At 56.7% G+C, this 15,220-nt stretch carries 14 protein-coding genes; 11 read left to right on the forward strand and 3 right to left on the reverse strand.

All coding sequences use genetic code 11. From position 1 onward, the window contains the following. Window position 1 precedes the first annotated feature (1 nt). The 6 genes from lepB to acpS all read left to right on the forward strand — a co-directional run bounded on the left by lepB (window position 2) and on the right by acpS (window position 4,693). Complete coding sequence (lepB, locus tag ACOTZF_RS06125) at window positions 2–976, forward strand: signal peptidase I (RefSeq protein WP_013098319.1); 975 nt, start codon at window positions 2–4, stop codon at window positions 974–976. 222 nt (window positions 977–1,198) lie between these two features. After that, window positions 1,199–1,879: a ribonuclease III gene (gene rnc / locus ACOTZF_RS06130; protein ID WP_003860711.1), complete on the forward strand. Its 681-nt coding sequence runs from the start codon at window positions 1,199–1,201 to the stop codon at window positions 1,877–1,879. Beyond that, window positions 1,876–2,781 carry a GTPase Era gene (era, locus tag ACOTZF_RS06135; RefSeq protein ID WP_013098317.1) on the forward strand — a complete coding sequence of 302 codons (906 nt, stop codon included), beginning with the start codon at window positions 1,876–1,878 and terminating at the stop codon, window positions 2,779–2,781. The genes rnc and era overlap by 4 nt, the downstream gene beginning before the upstream one ends. Window positions 2,782–2,798: 17 nt before the next feature. Then, the gene (gene recO, locus ACOTZF_RS06140) at window positions 2,799–3,506 is read left to right on the forward strand and encodes a DNA repair protein RecO (protein ID WP_013098316.1); all 708 of its coding nucleotides are present in this window, start codon (window positions 2,799–2,801) and stop codon (window positions 3,504–3,506) included. 75 nt (window positions 3,507–3,581) lie between these two features. Further along, window positions 3,582–4,313, forward strand: coding sequence for a pyridoxine 5'-phosphate synthase (pdxJ, locus tag ACOTZF_RS06145; RefSeq protein ID WP_421636055.1), 732 nt, complete (start codon window positions 3,582–3,584; stop codon window positions 4,311–4,313). After that, a complete protein-coding gene (acpS, locus tag ACOTZF_RS06150; RefSeq protein ID WP_013098314.1) occupies window positions 4,313–4,693 on the forward strand; it encodes a holo-ACP synthase in 381 nt (126 codons plus the stop codon). Before pdxJ ends, acpS begins: the two co-directional genes overlap by 1 nt. Here the strand turns inward: acpS and ACOTZF_RS06155 are convergent. Next, the gene (locus ACOTZF_RS06155; RefSeq protein WP_020690052.1) at window positions 4,690–4,950 is read right to left on the reverse strand and encodes a YfhL family 4Fe-4S dicluster ferredoxin; all 261 of its coding nucleotides are present in this window, start codon (window positions 4,948–4,950) and stop codon (window positions 4,690–4,692) included. The genes acpS and ACOTZF_RS06155 overlap by 4 nt on opposite strands. A gap of 56 nt (window positions 4,951–5,006) precedes the next feature. Beyond that, the gene (locus ACOTZF_RS06160) at window positions 5,007–5,855 is read right to left on the reverse strand and encodes a MurR/RpiR family transcriptional regulator (RefSeq protein WP_013098313.1); all 849 of its coding nucleotides are present in this window, start codon (window positions 5,853–5,855) and stop codon (window positions 5,007–5,009) included. Between the two features lie 118 nt (window positions 5,856–5,973). On the opposite strand from ACOTZF_RS06160, the gene murQ reads away from it, so the two are divergent. The 4 genes from murQ to tadA are packed head-to-tail and all read left to right on the forward strand — an operon-like array spanning window position 5,974 to window position 9,445. Further along, entirely contained in the window at window positions 5,974–6,867 is an 894-nt protein-coding gene (gene murQ, locus ACOTZF_RS06165) for an N-acetylmuramic acid 6-phosphate etherase (RefSeq protein ID WP_057071611.1), read from the forward strand. A 13-nt stretch (window positions 6,868–6,880) separates the two neighbouring features. After that, complete coding sequence (locus tag ACOTZF_RS06170) at window positions 6,881–8,242, forward strand: PTS transporter subunit EIIC (RefSeq protein WP_023620110.1); 1,362 nt, start codon at window positions 6,881–6,883, stop codon at window positions 8,240–8,242. Window positions 8,243–8,245: 3 nt separating this feature from the next. Next, a complete protein-coding gene (gene yfhb / locus ACOTZF_RS06175; RefSeq protein WP_038420407.1) occupies window positions 8,246–8,881 on the forward strand; it encodes a phosphatidylglycerophosphatase C in 636 nt (211 codons plus the stop codon). A gap of 24 nt (window positions 8,882–8,905) precedes the next feature. After that, a complete protein-coding gene (gene tadA, locus ACOTZF_RS06180) occupies window positions 8,906–9,445 on the forward strand; it encodes a tRNA adenosine(34) deaminase TadA (RefSeq protein WP_038420406.1) in 540 nt (179 codons plus the stop codon). On the opposite strand, the gene mltF is transcribed toward tadA, so the two are convergent. After that, window positions 9,333–10,883 (reverse strand): membrane-bound lytic murein transglycosylase MltF, encoded by a 1,551-nt coding sequence (gene mltF / locus ACOTZF_RS06185; RefSeq protein WP_013098308.1) that lies wholly within the window; start codon window positions 10,881–10,883, stop codon window positions 9,333–9,335. The two genes, tadA and mltF, sit on opposite strands and share 113 nt — an antisense overlap. A 267-nt stretch (window positions 10,884–11,150) precedes the next feature. On the opposite strand from mltF, the gene purL reads away from it, so the two are divergent. Then, entirely contained in the window at window positions 11,151–15,038 is a 3,888-nt protein-coding gene (purL, locus tag ACOTZF_RS06190; protein ID WP_129251977.1) for a phosphoribosylformylglycinamidine synthase, read from the forward strand. Window positions 15,039–15,220 lie beyond the last annotated feature (182 nt).

Here is a 15,220-nt window from a genome sequence, read left to right on the forward strand (position 1 = left end):
CATGGCGAACATGTTTGCCCTGATCCTGGTCATCGCTACCCTGGTGACAGGTCTGTTGTGGTGTCTGGATAAGTTTATTTTCGCCCCAAAACGCCGTGAACGTCAGGCTGCCGCGCAGGCAGCCACAGGTGATGGGCTTGATGCGAAAACCCTGAAGAAAGTTGGCCCGAAACCGGGCTGGCTGGAGACCGGGGCATCGGTATTCCCGGTGCTGGCGATTGTGCTGGTGGTGCGTTCGTTTATTTACGAGCCGTTCCAGATCCCGTCAGGCTCCATGATGCCAACGCTGCTGATTGGTGATTTTATTCTGGTCGAGAAGTTTGCCTATGGCATTAAAGATCCGATCTACCAGAAAACGCTGATCGAAACGGGCCATCCGAAACGTGGCGACATTGTGGTGTTTAAATACCCGGACGATCCACGCCTTGACTACATCAAGCGCGCGGTGGGTCTGCCGGGTGATAAAGTCACCTACGATCCGGTTGCCAAAGAAGTGACCGTTCAGCCTGGCTGCAGCTCCGGTACCGCCTGTGAAAACGCGCTGCCAATCACCTACTCAAACGTTGAGCCAAGTGATTTTGTGCAGACCTTTGCCCGTCGTAACGGCGGCGAAGCGACCAACGGTTTCTTCCAGGTGCCGAAAGATGAAACCAAAGAGAACGGTATTCGTCTGGTCGAACGTAAAGAGACGCTGGGTGATGTGACGCACCGGATCCTGACCGTGCCAATTGCGCAGGATCAGGTCGGGATGTATTACAAACAGCCAGGTCAGCAGCTGGCCACCTGGATCGTACCGCCGGGACAGTACTTCATGATGGGCGATAACCGCGATAACTCCGCGGACAGCCGTTACTGGGGCTTTGTGCCGGAAGCGAATCTGGTGGGTAAAGCAACCGCAATCTGGATGAGTTTCGAGAAACAGGAAGGCGAATGGCCGACCGGGGTACGCCTGAATCGTATTGGCGGGATCCATTAATTCTCAATAATTGAACACGTAGTCGCTTTAATTAGCGGCTACGTGAATTATTTCAGCGATAAATCTCTTCGAACTAACGACATCCCCTGTCGTTGTGTATAGAATATTCCCCCGAAGTTTAAGGTTGGCCCTGCAAGGGTGCCACGGCACACGAAACCGCGTTGGTTTTCTCAGGTCGGTTTCGTGTGCTGCATTTTTGACGCATTCATTTATTGGTATCGCATGAACCCCATCGTAATTAATCGGCTTCAACGGAAGCTGGGCTACACTTTTCATCATCAGGAGCTGTTGCAACAGGCATTAACCCATCGCAGTGCCAGCAGCAAACACAATGAGCGCCTCGAATTTTTAGGTGACTCTATTTTGAGTTTCGTGATTGCTAATGCGCTTTATCATCGTTTCCCGCGTGTGGATGAAGGTGATATGAGCCGCATGCGCGCCACGCTGGTAAGGGGGAACACCCTTGCGGAAATCGCACGCGAATTTGAACTGGGCGAATGTCTGCGTCTTGGGCCGGGTGAACTGAAAAGCGGCGGCTTCCGTCGTGAATCTATTCTTGCCGATACGGTTGAGGCATTAATCGGTGGCGTGTTCCTGGACAGCGATATCCAGACCGTAGAAAAACTGATCCTGAACTGGTATCAGACCCGTCTGGATGAAATCAGTCCGGGCGATAAACAAAAAGATCCGAAAACGCGTTTGCAGGAATATTTGCAGGGTCGTCACCTCCCGCTGCCATCTTATCTGGTGGTGCAGGTGCGTGGTGAAGCGCACGATCAGGAGTTTACCATCCATTGCCAGGTCAGTGGCCTGAGTGAACCGGTGGTGGGCACTGGTTCAAGCCGTCGTAAGGCTGAACAGGCTGCCGCCGAACAGGCGTTAAAAATGCTGGAGCTGGAATGAGCGAAGAAAAAACCTATTGCGGATTTATTGCCATCGTCGGACGTCCGAACGTGGGTAAATCCACCCTGCTGAATAATCTGCTTGGGCAGAAGATTTCGATCACCTCGCGTAAGGCACAGACCACGCGTCATCGCATTGTCGGTATCCATACTGAAGGCGCGTATCAGGCGATCTACGTCGATACCCCAGGCCTGCACATGGAAGAGAAGCGTGCCATTAACCGCCTGATGAACAAAGCGGCGAGCAGCTCGATTGGTGACGTGGAGCTGGTTATTTTCGTTGTGGAAGGCACCCGCTGGACGCCGGACGACGAAATGGTCCTGAACAAGCTGCGTGACGGTAAAACGCCGGTGATCCTCGCGGTCAACAAAGTGGATAACGTACAGGAAAAAGCCGATCTGCTGCCGCACCTGCAGTGGCTGGGTAGCCAGATGAACTTCCTCGACATCGTTCCGCTGTCTGCAGAGACCGGTCTGAACGTGGATACCATCGCCGGTATCGTGCGTAAGCATCTGCCGGAAGCGACTCACCACTTCCCGGAAGATTACATCACCGATCGTTCTCAGCGCTTTATGGCTTCTGAAATCATCCGCGAAAAGCTGATGCGTTTCCTTGGCGCAGAACTGCCGTACTCCGTGACGGTCGAGATCGAGCGTTTCCAGAGTAACGAGCGTGGCGGTTACGACATCAATGGCCTGATCCTCGTTGAGCGTGAAGGGCAGAAGAAGATGGTCATTGGCAACAAAGGCGCCAAGATCAAAACCATCGGTATCGAAGCCCGTAAAGACATGCAGGAGATGTTTGAAGCACCGGTTCACCTGGAGCTGTGGGTGAAAGTGAAATCTGGCTGGGCCGATGATGAGCGTGCTCTGCGCAGCCTCGGTTACGGCGAAGATCAGTAAACCAAGACGACGCACGAATGGAAGGCTGGCAGCGCGCTTTTGTTCTGCATAGTCGTCCCTGGAGCGAAACCAGCCTGATGCTGGACGTCTTCACGGAAGAGTCGGGTCGCGTGCGCCTTGTTGCAAAAGGCGCACGTTCCAAACGTTCCAACCTCAAAGGCGCCTTACAGCCCTTTACGCCGCTGCTGGTCCGCTTTGGCGGGCGAGGGGAAGTCAAAACCCTGCGCAGCGCTGAAGCCGTCTCTCTGGCGCTTCCCCTTTCTGGCATCACGCTTTACAGCGGTCTGTACGTCAATGAACTCATTTCACGCGTTCTTGAACATGAGACTCGCTTCTCTGAACTTTTCTTTGATTATCTGCATTGTATCCAGGCCCTTGCTGGCGCAACCGGTTCGCCTGAACCCGCCCTGCGCCGTTTCGAGCTGGCGCTGCTGGGTCACCTGGGATATGGCGTCGATTTTCTGCATTGTGCGGGGAGTGGAGACGAGGTCGAAGACGGGATGACCTACCGGTATCGGGAAGAAAAAGGGTTTATCGCCAGCGTCGTGATTGATAACAACACCTTTACCGGACGCCAGCTCCGGGCGCTGTATGAGCGCGAATTTCCGGACCAGGATACCCTTCGTGCAGCAAAACGCTTTACCCGGATTGCGCTCAAGCCGTATCTTGGGGGCAAACCCCTGAAGAGCCGCGAATTGTTCAGGCAGTTTATGCCGAAACGTTAACGTTTTATCCCTCACCCCAGCCCTCTTCCGGAGGGAGAGAGGGAAGGAAAATGAATCAAAATACCGAGGATTGTCATGGCTGAATTACTGTTAGGCGTCAACATCGATCACATCGCCACGCTGCGTAATGCTCGCGGTACGGCTTATCCCGATCCGGTTCAGGCGGCGTTTATCGCTGATCAGGCTGGCGCCGATGGCATTACCGTTCATCTGCGCGAAGATCGCCGCCACATCACTGACCGTGACGTGCGTATTCTGCGTCAGACGCTGGATACCCGGATGAACCTGGAGATGGCGGTCACGGAAGAGATGCTGACGATTGCCTGTGACACCAAACCGCATTTCTGCTGCCTGGTACCGGAAAAGCGTCAGGAAGTGACCACCGAAGGCGGTCTGGACGTGGCGGGGCAGCGTGACAAAATGCGCGATGCCTGCAAACGCCTGGCGGACGCGGGTATCCTGGTTTCTCTGTTCATTGACGCTGATGCGGAGCAGATCAAAGCGGCGGCTGACGTGGGCGCGCCGTATATTGAAATTCACACCGGCTGCTACGCCGATGCCAAAAACGATGCCGAGCAGGCTAAAGAGCTGGAGCGTATCGCGAAAGCGGCTACTTACGCCGCGAGCCTGGGTCTGAAGGTTAACGCAGGGCATGGGCTGACCTACCACAACGTTAAAGCTATCGCCGCCCTGCCGGAAATGCATGAGCTGAACATCGGCCACGCCATTATTGGCCGTGCGGTGATGAGTGGCCTGAAAGAGGCGGTTTCAGAAATGAAACGCCTGATGCTGGAAGCGCGTCAGTAATGGCTATTCTGGGCTTAGGTACCGACATCGTCGAGATAGCCCGCATTGAAGCGGTGATTGCCCGTAGTGGCGATCGTCTGGCAAGGCGCGTGCTGAGCGATAACGAATGGGCCATCTGGGAAGCGCATCAGCAGCCGGTACGTTTCCTGGCCAAGCGCTTTGCCGTTAAAGAGGCAGCGGCCAAAGCCTTTGGCACCGGTATTCGTAACGGTCTGGCGTTTAACCAGTTTGAAGTGTTTAACGATGAGCTGGGTAAGCCGCGCCTGCGTTTATGGGGCGAGGCGTTGAAGCTGGCAGAGAAACTCGGCGTGGCGCACATGCACGTGACAATCGCGGATGAACGGCACTATGCCAGCGCAACGGTGATTATCGAGAGTTAAAGTTTGTCCGCGTGATGCATCAGGACAAACTTATCCCACAGCTGCTCTTCGCTTTCGACGTGTGCCGGATCCTTCAGGATGGTATTGGGGATCGGGCACACCTTCTGGCAGGTCGGCGTCTCATAGTGGCCAATGCACTCGGTGCAACGGTCAGTGTTAATCTCATAAATGCTGTCGCCCATCGAAATGGCCTGGTTAGGGCATTCCGGTTCGCACATATCGCAGTTGATGCATTTTTTGGTGATTAACAGCGCCATCAGGAAATTCTCAGAAACAACACAAACAGGGCGGGCATTATACGCTCATTCGTTGTTCAAACCAGTTTTTTTACCAGCTCTTCGCTGTGACGAATTCGCTCAGGCGCATGCTCCAGATCCTGCTGCACCAGCGCCATAAACAGCAGATCCGTCAGCATCATTTGCGCGCTGGTGGACGAAATAGCCGCGCTGCGCGTGGCCTGCTCCTCGGCAATGGTATACAAACAGCGCGTTGCCCGCTGTTGCAGTGCATTGGGCGTAAAACCGGTAATAGCCAGAATTTTACCACCCACACGCAGGGCCTCGTCGGTGGCCATGTTGATTTCACGGCGTTCCCCGGTATAGGAGATCGCCAGCAGCAGATCGTCAGGATCCATGGCCTGCACTGTCGCCAGCAGGGCATGCATATCCTGTTCGACGATGGCGTTATACCCGATTTTCGTCAGCTTCCAGCCAAAATTACGCGCCACCAGCCCGGACGCGCCGATACCGGTCAAAATGATCCGTCGTGCCGCACGCAGCATTGCCACGCTTTCCAGTAATTTTTCTTCAGTGTTTACATCAAGAGTGGCGTGCATGGCCGCGACGTTCTCTTTGATTAACTTCTCGCCCACCAGACGCATGGGATCATCGCCACGGATCTGATTATGCACCGGCATGGATTGCGGATTGGGGTTACTCACCAGGGCTTCGCTGATTGCCAGTTTCAGGGCCGGGAAGCCCTTAAAGCCAATCTTCTGGGCAAACTTCACCACGCTGGACTGGCTCACACCCGCTTCACTTGCCAGCTGCTGAGAGCTGAGATGGCGGGCATGGTCGGGCTGAGAAAGCAAAAAATCCGCCAGCTTTTTGTCGCTTTGAGCAAAGCCTGCATAACGCTGGCGAATGCGAATTAAACAGTTCATACGTTCTCCTGGCGAAAATGTGATTGTCTGCGCAAATACGAATTTTGCTCGCCTGAATGAATTTTATATTCCATTATAGTGCGATTATTATGAATTAAAAATTCCAGAGGTAAAAAAGATGAATCTTGGCTCACTTGTATCAGAAACGCGTAACCCGCAAACCATGGATCTGGATGCTCTTTCCACCCTTGAGCTGGTTAACCGTTTTAATCAACAGGATACGCTGGTCGCACTGGCAGTGAAAGAGACATTACCAGAGGTGGCGAAGGCCGTCGATGCTGCGGCACAGGCGCTCATGGCGGGGGGCCGCATTATTTATATGGGTGCCGGAACCAGCGGACGACTCGGCGTGCTGGATGCCTCTGAATGTCCGCCTACGTTCGGCGTTCCGCACGGGCTGGTGGTCGGTCTCATTGCCGGTGGGCCTGGCGCACTGCTGAAGGCGGTAGAAGGGGCGGAAGACAACAAACAGCTCGGTGAAGATGACCTGAAAGGGCTTAACCTCAACGCAAACGATCTGGTGGTCGGGCTGGCCGCTTCCGGGCGCACACCTTACGTCATTGGTGGCCTGGAATATGCCAATCAGACGGGCTGCACTACCGTGGCTATCTCCTGTAATCCAGGCTCGCCCATTGCGCAGGTGGCCCACATCGCTATTTCGCCGGTCGTCGGGCCCGAAGCGCTCACCGGCTCCACGCGCCTTAAATCCGGGACCGCGCAAAAACTGGTGCTCAATATGATCTCCACCGGCGCGATGGTGAAGTTCGGCAAGGTGTATCAGAACCTGATGGTGGATATGCAGGCCACCAACGTCAAGCTGGTGGACCGGGCCTGTCGCATGGTGATGGAAGCGACCGGTGCGAGCCGCGAAGAGGCGGAAGCCGTACTCCAACAAACCGATCACGATGTTAAACCGGCCATTCTGATGATCCTGAGCGGGCTGGATGCCGCCGCCGCGCGAGCCAGGCTTGCCGAGCATAATGGATTCTTACGGGCGGCATTAGAAAACTAACACAGAGGCGTGTATGGAAAAAACAGCAGCGCTCGCCAGCCATATTTTGCAGGGGATCGGCGGAGAGAAGAACATTCAGCGTCTGGAAAACTGCATGACGCGTGTGCGCGTCGAGGTGCATGACGACGACCAGCTTGATATCGCGCACCTTAAGCAGCTTCCTGGCGTCAGCGGGTACGTAAAGCAGGGGCAGCAGCATCAGCTGATCGTCGGGCCGGGAAAAGCGGCGCAGGTCGTTGATGCCATGCGCGCATTGATGGGCGGAGGGGCGGCCGCGCCGGTTGACGATGCCGAGCGCACCAAAGCGCAGGCGAAGGCCAAATACAAAGCCCCCATGAGCGATGCGCTGCGACAGCTGGCAAACGTCTTTATTCCACTTATTCCGGCGTTTATTGCCTCCGGGTTGATCACCGGGATCATCAATATCCTCAAGCGGCCGGATATTGTCGGCGATTTTGCCACGCACTATCCGAACCTGCTCGGCATTCTGGGGATCTTTGGTAGCGCTGTCTTCGCCATCATGAACATTCTGGTTGGGGTTAACACCGCCAAAGTGTTTGGCGGCTCAATGGCGATGGGCGGGGTGATGGCCGGTATTCTCTCCAGCCCGCAGCTTGCGCAGATAACCCTGTTTGGCGAGGCTCTCCAGCCCGGGCGCGGCGGGGTGATTGCGGTGCTGCTGGTGGTCATCCTGATGTGCTGGATTGAGAAAAAGCTGCGCGCCGCTCTGCCCGGTTCCATTGAGCTGATCCTCAATCCGCTGCTGACCACGCTTATCACCGGCTGTGTGGCGATTGTGGCCCTGCAGCCGCTGGGCGGCTGGATTTCTGAGGTGATTGCCCACGGCGCTTCTCTGGCTATCGATCGCGGCGGGTTATTAGTGGGCGCTGTGCTGTCAGGGACCTTCCTGCCGCTGGTGCTGACCGGCCTGCATCAGGGGCTGGTGCCGATCCACGTGGAGCTGGTGCAGGCTCATGGTTATAACGCGCTGCTGCCCATTCTGTCGATGGCGGGGGTAGGTCAGGTTGGTGCGGCGATTGCCGTGCTGATGAAAACCCGTAACGCGCGCCTGAAAAAAGTGATTAAAGGGGCGCTACCGGTCGGATTGCTGGGCATTGGCGAGCCGCTGATTTTCGGTGTCACGCTGCCGCTCGGTAAGCCTTTCCTCGCGGCCTGTCTGGGCGGGGCGGTGGGCGGGGCGCTTATCAGCTACTGGAAAGTTGCCACTGTTATCACCTTTGGACTCTCCGGTTTACCGCTGGCGCTCACCATCGTGACCGGAAAAGTCATGCTCTATCTGTTAGGCTATCTGGTAGCGGTGATCGCCGGGTTCCTGTTTACCTGGCTGGCAGGATTCAACGACCCAGAGGAGTAAGGTTTGGCTAATCACGAGCGTCGTGTTGTCTTTTTCGACCTGGATGGAACGCTGCATCAGCAGGATATGTTCGGTACGTTTATGCGCTACCTGCTGCGGCGTCAGCCCCTGAACGCACTGCTCGTCTTACCTTTGTTACCCGTGATTGGCCTTGCGCTGCTGGTGAAAGGCCGGGCAGCGCGCTGGCCAATGAGCCTGCTGCTCTGGGGCTGTACCTTTGGCCACAGTGAAGCCCGGCTCAAACAGCTTGAGCAAGACTTTGCGCATTGGTTTCGCGATCATGTGACGGCGTTTCCGGTTGTGCAGGCACGGCTGACCAGCTACCTCGATGCGAACGACGCCGATATCTGGTTGATTACTGGCTCGCCGCAGTCGCTGGTAGAGCAGGTCTATTTTGATACGCCGTGGTTGCCGAGAGTGAACCTGATCGCCACGCAGATCTCTCGTGGTTACGGCGGGCGGGTATTGAGCATGCGCTGTCTGGGGCATGAAAAGGTGGCCCAGCTGGAGATGCGCATTGGCACGCCGCTGCGCCTGTACAGCGGTTACAGTGACAGTAAGCAGGACAACCCGCTGCTCTATTTTTGCCAGCACCGCTGGCGCGTCACGCCTGCGGGTGAACTTCAGCAACTCGAATAGTTTTATCCATAGCGGGTGTGTATAATGCCGCCCGCTTTTCGACTGGAGTATCAACCATTGTCCAACCCTGAATTCTCACACGAATACTGGATGCGCCATGCGCTCACCCTTGCCCGGCGCGCCTGGGACGAGGGAGAAGTGCCCGTGGGTGCGGTGCTTGTCCATAACAACCAGGTGATTGGAGAAGGGTGGAACCGCCCGATTGGTCGCCACGATCCTACCGCTCACGCAGAAATCATGGCGCTTCGTCAGGGTGGGCTGGTACTGCAAAACTACCGTCTGCTCGACACCACGCTGTACGTCACGCTTGAGCCATGCGTCATGTGTTCCGGCGCGATGGTGCACAGCCGTATCGGTACGCTGGTCTTTGGCGCGCGGGATGAAAAAACCGGTGCTGCGGGCTCGCTGATGGACGTGCTTGGACACCCGGGAATGAACCATCAGGTGAAGACTATCGGTGGGGTGCTTGCACCAGAGTGTTCGGGGCTATTAAGTGATTTCTTTCGAATGCGCCGTCAGCAGAAAAAGCAACAAAAGGCAGAATTGAAGTCGTCGGGCGATTAATTTCGTCCGGTGCCACAACCGGATAGCTTTGCGCCAGCTGTTTCGCCTCTGTCGCCTCTTTTTCCTTCTCCAGCAGATACCCCACCAGGCTAATCTGATATTTACGAATATTTTCCACGTAGGCATAAGCCTCATGCCCGCGCGCATAGCCGTAGGTGAGCTTGTTGTACCACGGCTTCTGGCTCAGGAGCGGCAGACGCTGTTTTACGTCAGACCAGCTGTCGGGGTTGCCTTTTGTTTTTGCCGTCAGGGCCCGGGCGTCGAGCATGTGGGCATAGCCCATGTTGTAGGCGGCCAGCGCGAACCAGATACGCTCCTCTTCCGGCACCGTCTCGGGGACTTTGGCCATCATATCCTGCAGGTAGCGCGCGCCGCCGCTGATGCTCTGTTCCGCATCGGTACGGTCGGTCAGCCCGAGGCTCTGTGCGGTATTTTTCGTCAGCATCATCAGGCCGCGCACGCCGGTGGGGGAGGTGGCCTGGGTGTCCCAGTGGGACTCCTGATACGAGATAGCCGCCAGTAGTTTCCAGTCAATCTCCTGCGCATATTTTTCGAACAGAGGCTGCAGGTCAGGCAGGACGCTGTCTACCGCGCGCAGGAAGCTGCGGGTGTCAACGTAGTCAAAGTCATCACCATGGCCGAGGTACTTCTCTTCCAGGCGTGCCAGGGTGCCGTCTTCATTAATGGTGTTATAAAAATCGAGCATGGCCGCAGAGAGGGTCTGATCGTCATCAAGATGAGTAAACCAGGTCACGGGCTGTTCGTCCGTCACGTCCAGCGCCACGGCGATTTCAGGATGCACGCGCTGGAACAGGCTGATCGCCACGGAGTCGGCGATGGTGTAAGGCAGTTTCTGATCTTTGACCTGGTCCAGCAGCTCGGTCGTGCCGAGTTTAGGGTCAACGGTCCAGCTCAGGTCAGGGTATTTCTTCTCCTTCAGCTCACGCAGATCGTCAATCACCACATGGCCAGGGGCAATCGTCAGTTGTTGAGCGTTGATCGAGGCCAGCGTACGCGGGCGCAGGCTACCGACGCGATAGACCAGCTGCTGTGAAACGGAGTAATAGGTCGGGCCCGGCTGGTAATTCTTGCTGCGCTCGCTGTTGTACACCAGCCCGGCGGCGAGGATATCGGCATCGTTGTTATCCAGGTCATCAAACAACTGGCTGATGTTCTGGCGCACGGTGATTTTGAGCTTCACGCCGAGGTAATCGGCAAACTGCTGAGCCAGCTCATAGTCCAGACCGATGGTTTTGCCGTTGATGTCGCTGTAAATCAGCGGAGAGTTAAGCGTGCTGACACGCAACTCCCCCCGCTCCTGAATGGCGGCGATACGGTTTTCGGCTTTGCCGAACCAGGGGATGGAAGGCCAGAGGGCCACTGCCAACAGCAACGTTACAATGCCGATGAGCAGATAATTAATCTTTAATTTTTTCAATTAGTTAATTCTCTGCGACGCCGGTTGCCTTAGTATGCTGTAGCCATGTTAAAAATAAGGTTTGCCATTGATTGAGCGGCATTTTGCGTAAAGTTACGCCACTTGGCAACAAATTAGAGAGAGAGGTCACATCTATTGTTAAACGACGCTGTCGATTTTATTTCGACGCAAACGGTTTCGTCGACGCTCAGGATTCTCTATAATGACGCCCGTTTTCCCCCCTTGCGCACACTGTAAGCGCCCCGGCGCTTCGAAGACGAGAGACTTATGATGGAAATTCTGCGTGGTTCGCCTGCACTGTCTGCCTTCCGTATTAACAAACTGCTGGCACGTTTTCAGGCAGCCGACCTTCCGGTAAGCAATATTTACGCTGAGTATGTCCATTTTGCTGACCTGAATGCCCCCCTGAATGCAGAGGAGCGCGTACAGCTGGAACGCCTGCTCAAGTATGGCCCAAGTCTGAGCAGCCATACCCCAACCGGTAAACTGATCCTTGCGACGCCTCGTCCAGGCACCATCTCCCCCTGGTCTTCCAAAGCGACTGACATCGCTCACAACTGTGGTCTGAACCAGATTAACCGTCTGGAACGCGGCGTGGCGTATTACGTTGAAGCTTCCACCCTGAGCGACGCCCAGTGGCAGGCGGTGGCCGCAGAGCTGCATGACCGCATGATGGAGAGCGTATTTGCTTCTCTGGATGATGCGCAGAAACTTTTCTCCCACCATCAGCCTGCGCCAGTACAGAGCGTGGATTTGCTGGGGCAGGGCCGTCAGGCGCTGATTGACGCTAACCTGCGTCTCGGCCTGGCACTGGCAGAAGACGAGATTGACTACCTGCAGGATGCGTTCGTTAAGCTGAACCGCAATCCAAACGACATCGAACTCTATATGTTCGCGCAGGCTAACTCTGAGCACTGCCGCCACAAGATTTTCAACGCCGACTGGATTATTGACGGTGAACAGCAGCCGAAGTCGCTGTTCAAAATGATCAAAAACACCATGGAGAAAACCCCTGACCACGTGCTGTCTGCCTATAAAGACAACGCCGCGGTGATGGAAGGTTCCGAGGTGGGCCGCTTCTTCGCCGATCGCGAAGCGGGGCGCTATGACTTCCATCAGGAGCCGGCACATATCCTGATGAAGGTAGAAACTCACAACCACCCAACGGCGATCTCTCCGTGGCCGGGTGCGGCAACCGGTTCCGGCGGTGAAATCCGTGACGAAGGGGCGACGGGCCGTGGAGCGAAACCAAAAGCGGGCCTGGTCGGTTTCTCTGTTTCCAACCTGCGTATCCCGGGCTTTGAACAGCCGTGGGAAGAAGATTTCGGCAAGCCAGAGCGCATCGTGACCGCGCTGGACATCATGACCGAAGGTCCACTGGGCGGCGCGGCATTCAACAACGAATTTGGTCGTCCGGCGCTGAACGGTTACTTCCGTACCTATGAAGAGAAAGTGGACAGCCACAACGGCGAAGAGCTGCGCGGCTACCACAAACCGATCATGCTGGCGGGCGGGATCGGTAACATTCGCGCCGATCACGTGCAGAAAGGTGAGATCGTCGTCGGTGCGAAGCTGATCGTCCTCGGTGGCCCGGCGATGAACATCGGCCTGGGCGGCGGTGCGGCCTCTTCAATGACATCCGGTCAGTCTGACGCCGATCTCGACTTTGCCTCCGTTCAGCGTGACAACCCGGAAATGGAGCGTCGTTGCCAGGAAGTGATCGACCGCTGCTGGCAGCTGGGTGATGCAAACCCAATCCTCTTTATTCACGACGTTGGCGCGGGCGGCCTGTCCAACGCCATGCCGGAGCTGGTGAGTGACGGTGATCGCGGTGGCCGTTTCAACCTGCGCGACATTCTGAGCGATGAGCCGGGCATGAGCCCGCTGGAGATCTGGTGTAACGAATCTCAGGAGCGTTATGTGCTGGCCGTCGCAGCCGATCAGCTGCCGCTGTTTGACGAGCTGTGTCGCCGCGAGCGCGCGCCGTACGCGGTAATCGGTGAAGCGACCGAAGAGAAACACCTGACCCTGAGCGATACCCATTTCGACAACCAGCCAATCGACCTGCCGCTGGACGTGCTGCTCGGCAAAACGCCGAAGATGACCCGCGACGTGCAGACTCGCAAAGCGGCGGGCAACGCGCTGGATCGTCAGGGCATTACCGTAGCAGACGCGGTGAATCGCGTATTGCACCTGCCTGCGGTGGCGGAGAAAACCTTCCTGGTCACCATCGGCGACCGTACCGTGACCGGTATGGTCTCGCGCGATCAGATGGTGGGGCCATGGCAGATCCCGGTGGCGAACTGCGCCGTGACCACTGCGAGCCTCGACAGCTACTACGGTGAAGCGATGGCGCTGGGCGAACGTACCCCGGTAGCGCTGCTGGACTTCGCGGCCTCTGCTCGTCTGGCCGTCGGTGAAGCACTGACCAACATCGCCGCGACCCAGATTGGCGATATCAAACGTATCAAACTGTCCGCGAACTGGATGGCCGCTGCCGGTCACCCGGGCGAAGACGCGGGCCTGTATGAAGCTGTGAAAGCGGTGGGTGAAGAGCTCTGTCCTGCGCTCGGCCTGACCATTCCAGTGGGTAAAGACTCCATGTCGATGAAAACCCGCTGGCAGGAAGGCAACGAGCAGCGCGAAATGACTTCGCCGCTGTCGCTGATCATCTCCGCGTTTGCCCGTGTGGAAGACGTGCGCCATACCGTGACTCCACAGCTCTCGACCGAAGACAACGCCCTGCTGCTGATTGACCTGGGTAAAGGTCACAACGCGCTGGGTGCCACCGCGCTGGCACAGGTTTACCGTCAGCTGGGTGATAAACCGGCGGACGTGCGTGATGTGGCCCAGTTAAAAGGCTTCTACGACGCCATTCAGGCGCTGGTGGCGCAGCGTAAACTGCTGGCCTACCACGACCGTTCCGACGGCGGCCTGCTGGTGACCCTGGCGGAGATGGCCTTCACCGGACATTGCGGTGTTGAAGCGAACATCGCGACGCTTGGAGAAGATCGTCTGGCGGCACTGTTTAACGAAGAACTCGGCGCGGTGATTCAGGTGCGCGCGGCCGATCGTGACGCGGTTGAAGCTCTGCTGGCTCAGCACGGCCTGGCAGACTGCGTACATTACCTGGGTAAAGCCGTTCAGGGTGACCGTTTCGTCATTGAAGCGGATGGCCATGCGGTGTTCAGCGAAAGCCGCACCACGCTGCGTATGTGGTGGGCGGAAACCACCTGGCAGATGCAGCGCCTGCGTGATAACCCGGACTGTGCCGATCAGGAACACAACGCCAAGGCCAACGACAACGATCCTGGCCTGAACGTGAAGCTCTCCTTCGACATCAACGAAGACATCGCTGCACCGTACATTGCGACCGGCGCGCGTCCGAAAGTCGCCGTGCTGCGTGAGCAGGGCGTCAACTCCCACGTTGAGATGGCCGCGGCCTTCCACCGTGCGGGCTTTGATGCCATCGACGTTCATATGAGTGACCTGCTGGCAGGTCGCACCGGTCTGGAGGATTTCCATGCGCTGGTGGCGTGCGGCGGTTTCTCCTACGGTGACGTGCTGGGTGCCGGTGAAGGCTGGGCGAAGTCCATTCTCTTCAACAGCCGCGTGCGCGATGAGTTCGAAAGCTTCTTCCATCGTCCGCAAACCCTGGCGCTTGGTGTGTGTAACGGCTGCCAGATGATGTCTAACCTGCGCGAGCTGATCCCGGGCAGTGAAGCGTGGCCACGCTTTGTGCGTAACCAGTCCGACCGCTTTGAAGCACGTTTCAGCCTGGTCGAAGTGACTCAGAGCCCGTCTCTGCTGCTGCAGGGAATGGTAGGGTCGCAGATGCCAATCGCCGTTTCTCACGGTGAAGGTCAGGTAGAAGTGCGTGATGCCGCCCATCTGGCTCAGCTTGAGAGCAAAGGCCTGGTGGCGCTGCGCTTTGTTGATAACTTCGGCAAGGTGACGGAAACCTATCCGGCTAACCCGAACGGCTCGGTGAACGGGATCACGGCGGTCACCAGCGAAAGCGGCCGTGCGACCATCATGATGCCACACCCTGAGCGTGTGTTCCGCACCGTGAGCAACTCCTGGCACCCGGAAAACTGGGGCGAGGACAGCCCGTGGATGCGTATCTTCCGCAACGCACGTAAACAGTTGGGTTAATCGGTATTGCTCTTTAAAGCCCGGTACGCGAAAGCACTACCGGGCTTTTTTATGTGTGTCGCAATTTCGCGACAGACCCGTAATACCACTGTCTCCAAAAGGAGACATTTAACTCATTGATTTATATATTGCAGGGGCGGTTCCCGTTAAGGTGTTGCTGATTAGCGACACTTAGCCTGGAA

The organism is Enterobacter cloacae complex sp. SHL021, assembly GCF_049237765.1.
GTDB lineage: Bacteria > Pseudomonadota > Gammaproteobacteria > Enterobacterales > Enterobacteriaceae > Enterobacter > Enterobacter cloacae.

Excerpts from the sequence above, each read along its gene's own strand:
- tadA (WP_038420406.1), top strand. The coding sequence starts at position 8,906 with ATGCCGCCCGCTTTTCGACTGGAGTATCAACCATTGTCCAACCCTGAA.
- era (WP_013098317.1), top strand. The coding sequence starts at position 1,876 with ATGAGCGAAGAAAAAACCTATTGCGGATTTATTGCCATCGTCGGACGT.
- rnc (WP_003860711.1), top strand. The coding sequence starts at position 1,199 with ATGAACCCCATCGTAATTAATCGGCTTCAACGGAAGCTGGGCTACACT.
- pdxJ (WP_421636055.1), top strand. The coding sequence starts at position 3,582 with ATGGCTGAATTACTGTTAGGCGTCAACATCGATCACATCGCCACGCTG.
- ACOTZF_RS06170 (WP_023620110.1), top strand. The coding sequence starts at position 6,881 with ATGGAAAAAACAGCAGCGCTCGCCAGCCATATTTTGCAGGGGATCGGC.
- murQ (WP_057071611.1), top strand. The coding sequence starts at position 5,974 with ATGAATCTTGGCTCACTTGTATCAGAAACGCGTAACCCGCAAACCATG.
- purL (WP_129251977.1), top strand. The coding sequence starts at position 11,151 with ATGATGGAAATTCTGCGTGGTTCGCCTGCACTGTCTGCCTTCCGTATT.
- ACOTZF_RS06160 (WP_013098313.1), bottom strand. The coding sequence starts at position 5,855 with ATGAACTGTTTAATTCGCATTCGCCAGCGTTATGCAGGCTTTGCTCAA.
- ACOTZF_RS06155 (WP_020690052.1), bottom strand. The coding sequence starts at position 4,950 with ATGGCGCTGTTAATCACCAAAAAATGCATCAACTGCGATATGTGCGAA.
- acpS (WP_013098314.1), top strand. The coding sequence starts at position 4,313 with ATGGCTATTCTGGGCTTAGGTACCGACATCGTCGAGATAGCCCGCATT.
- recO (WP_013098316.1), top strand. The coding sequence starts at position 2,799 with ATGGAAGGCTGGCAGCGCGCTTTTGTTCTGCATAGTCGTCCCTGGAGC.
- lepB (WP_013098319.1), top strand. The coding sequence starts at position 2 with ATGGCGAACATGTTTGCCCTGATCCTGGTCATCGCTACCCTGGTGACA.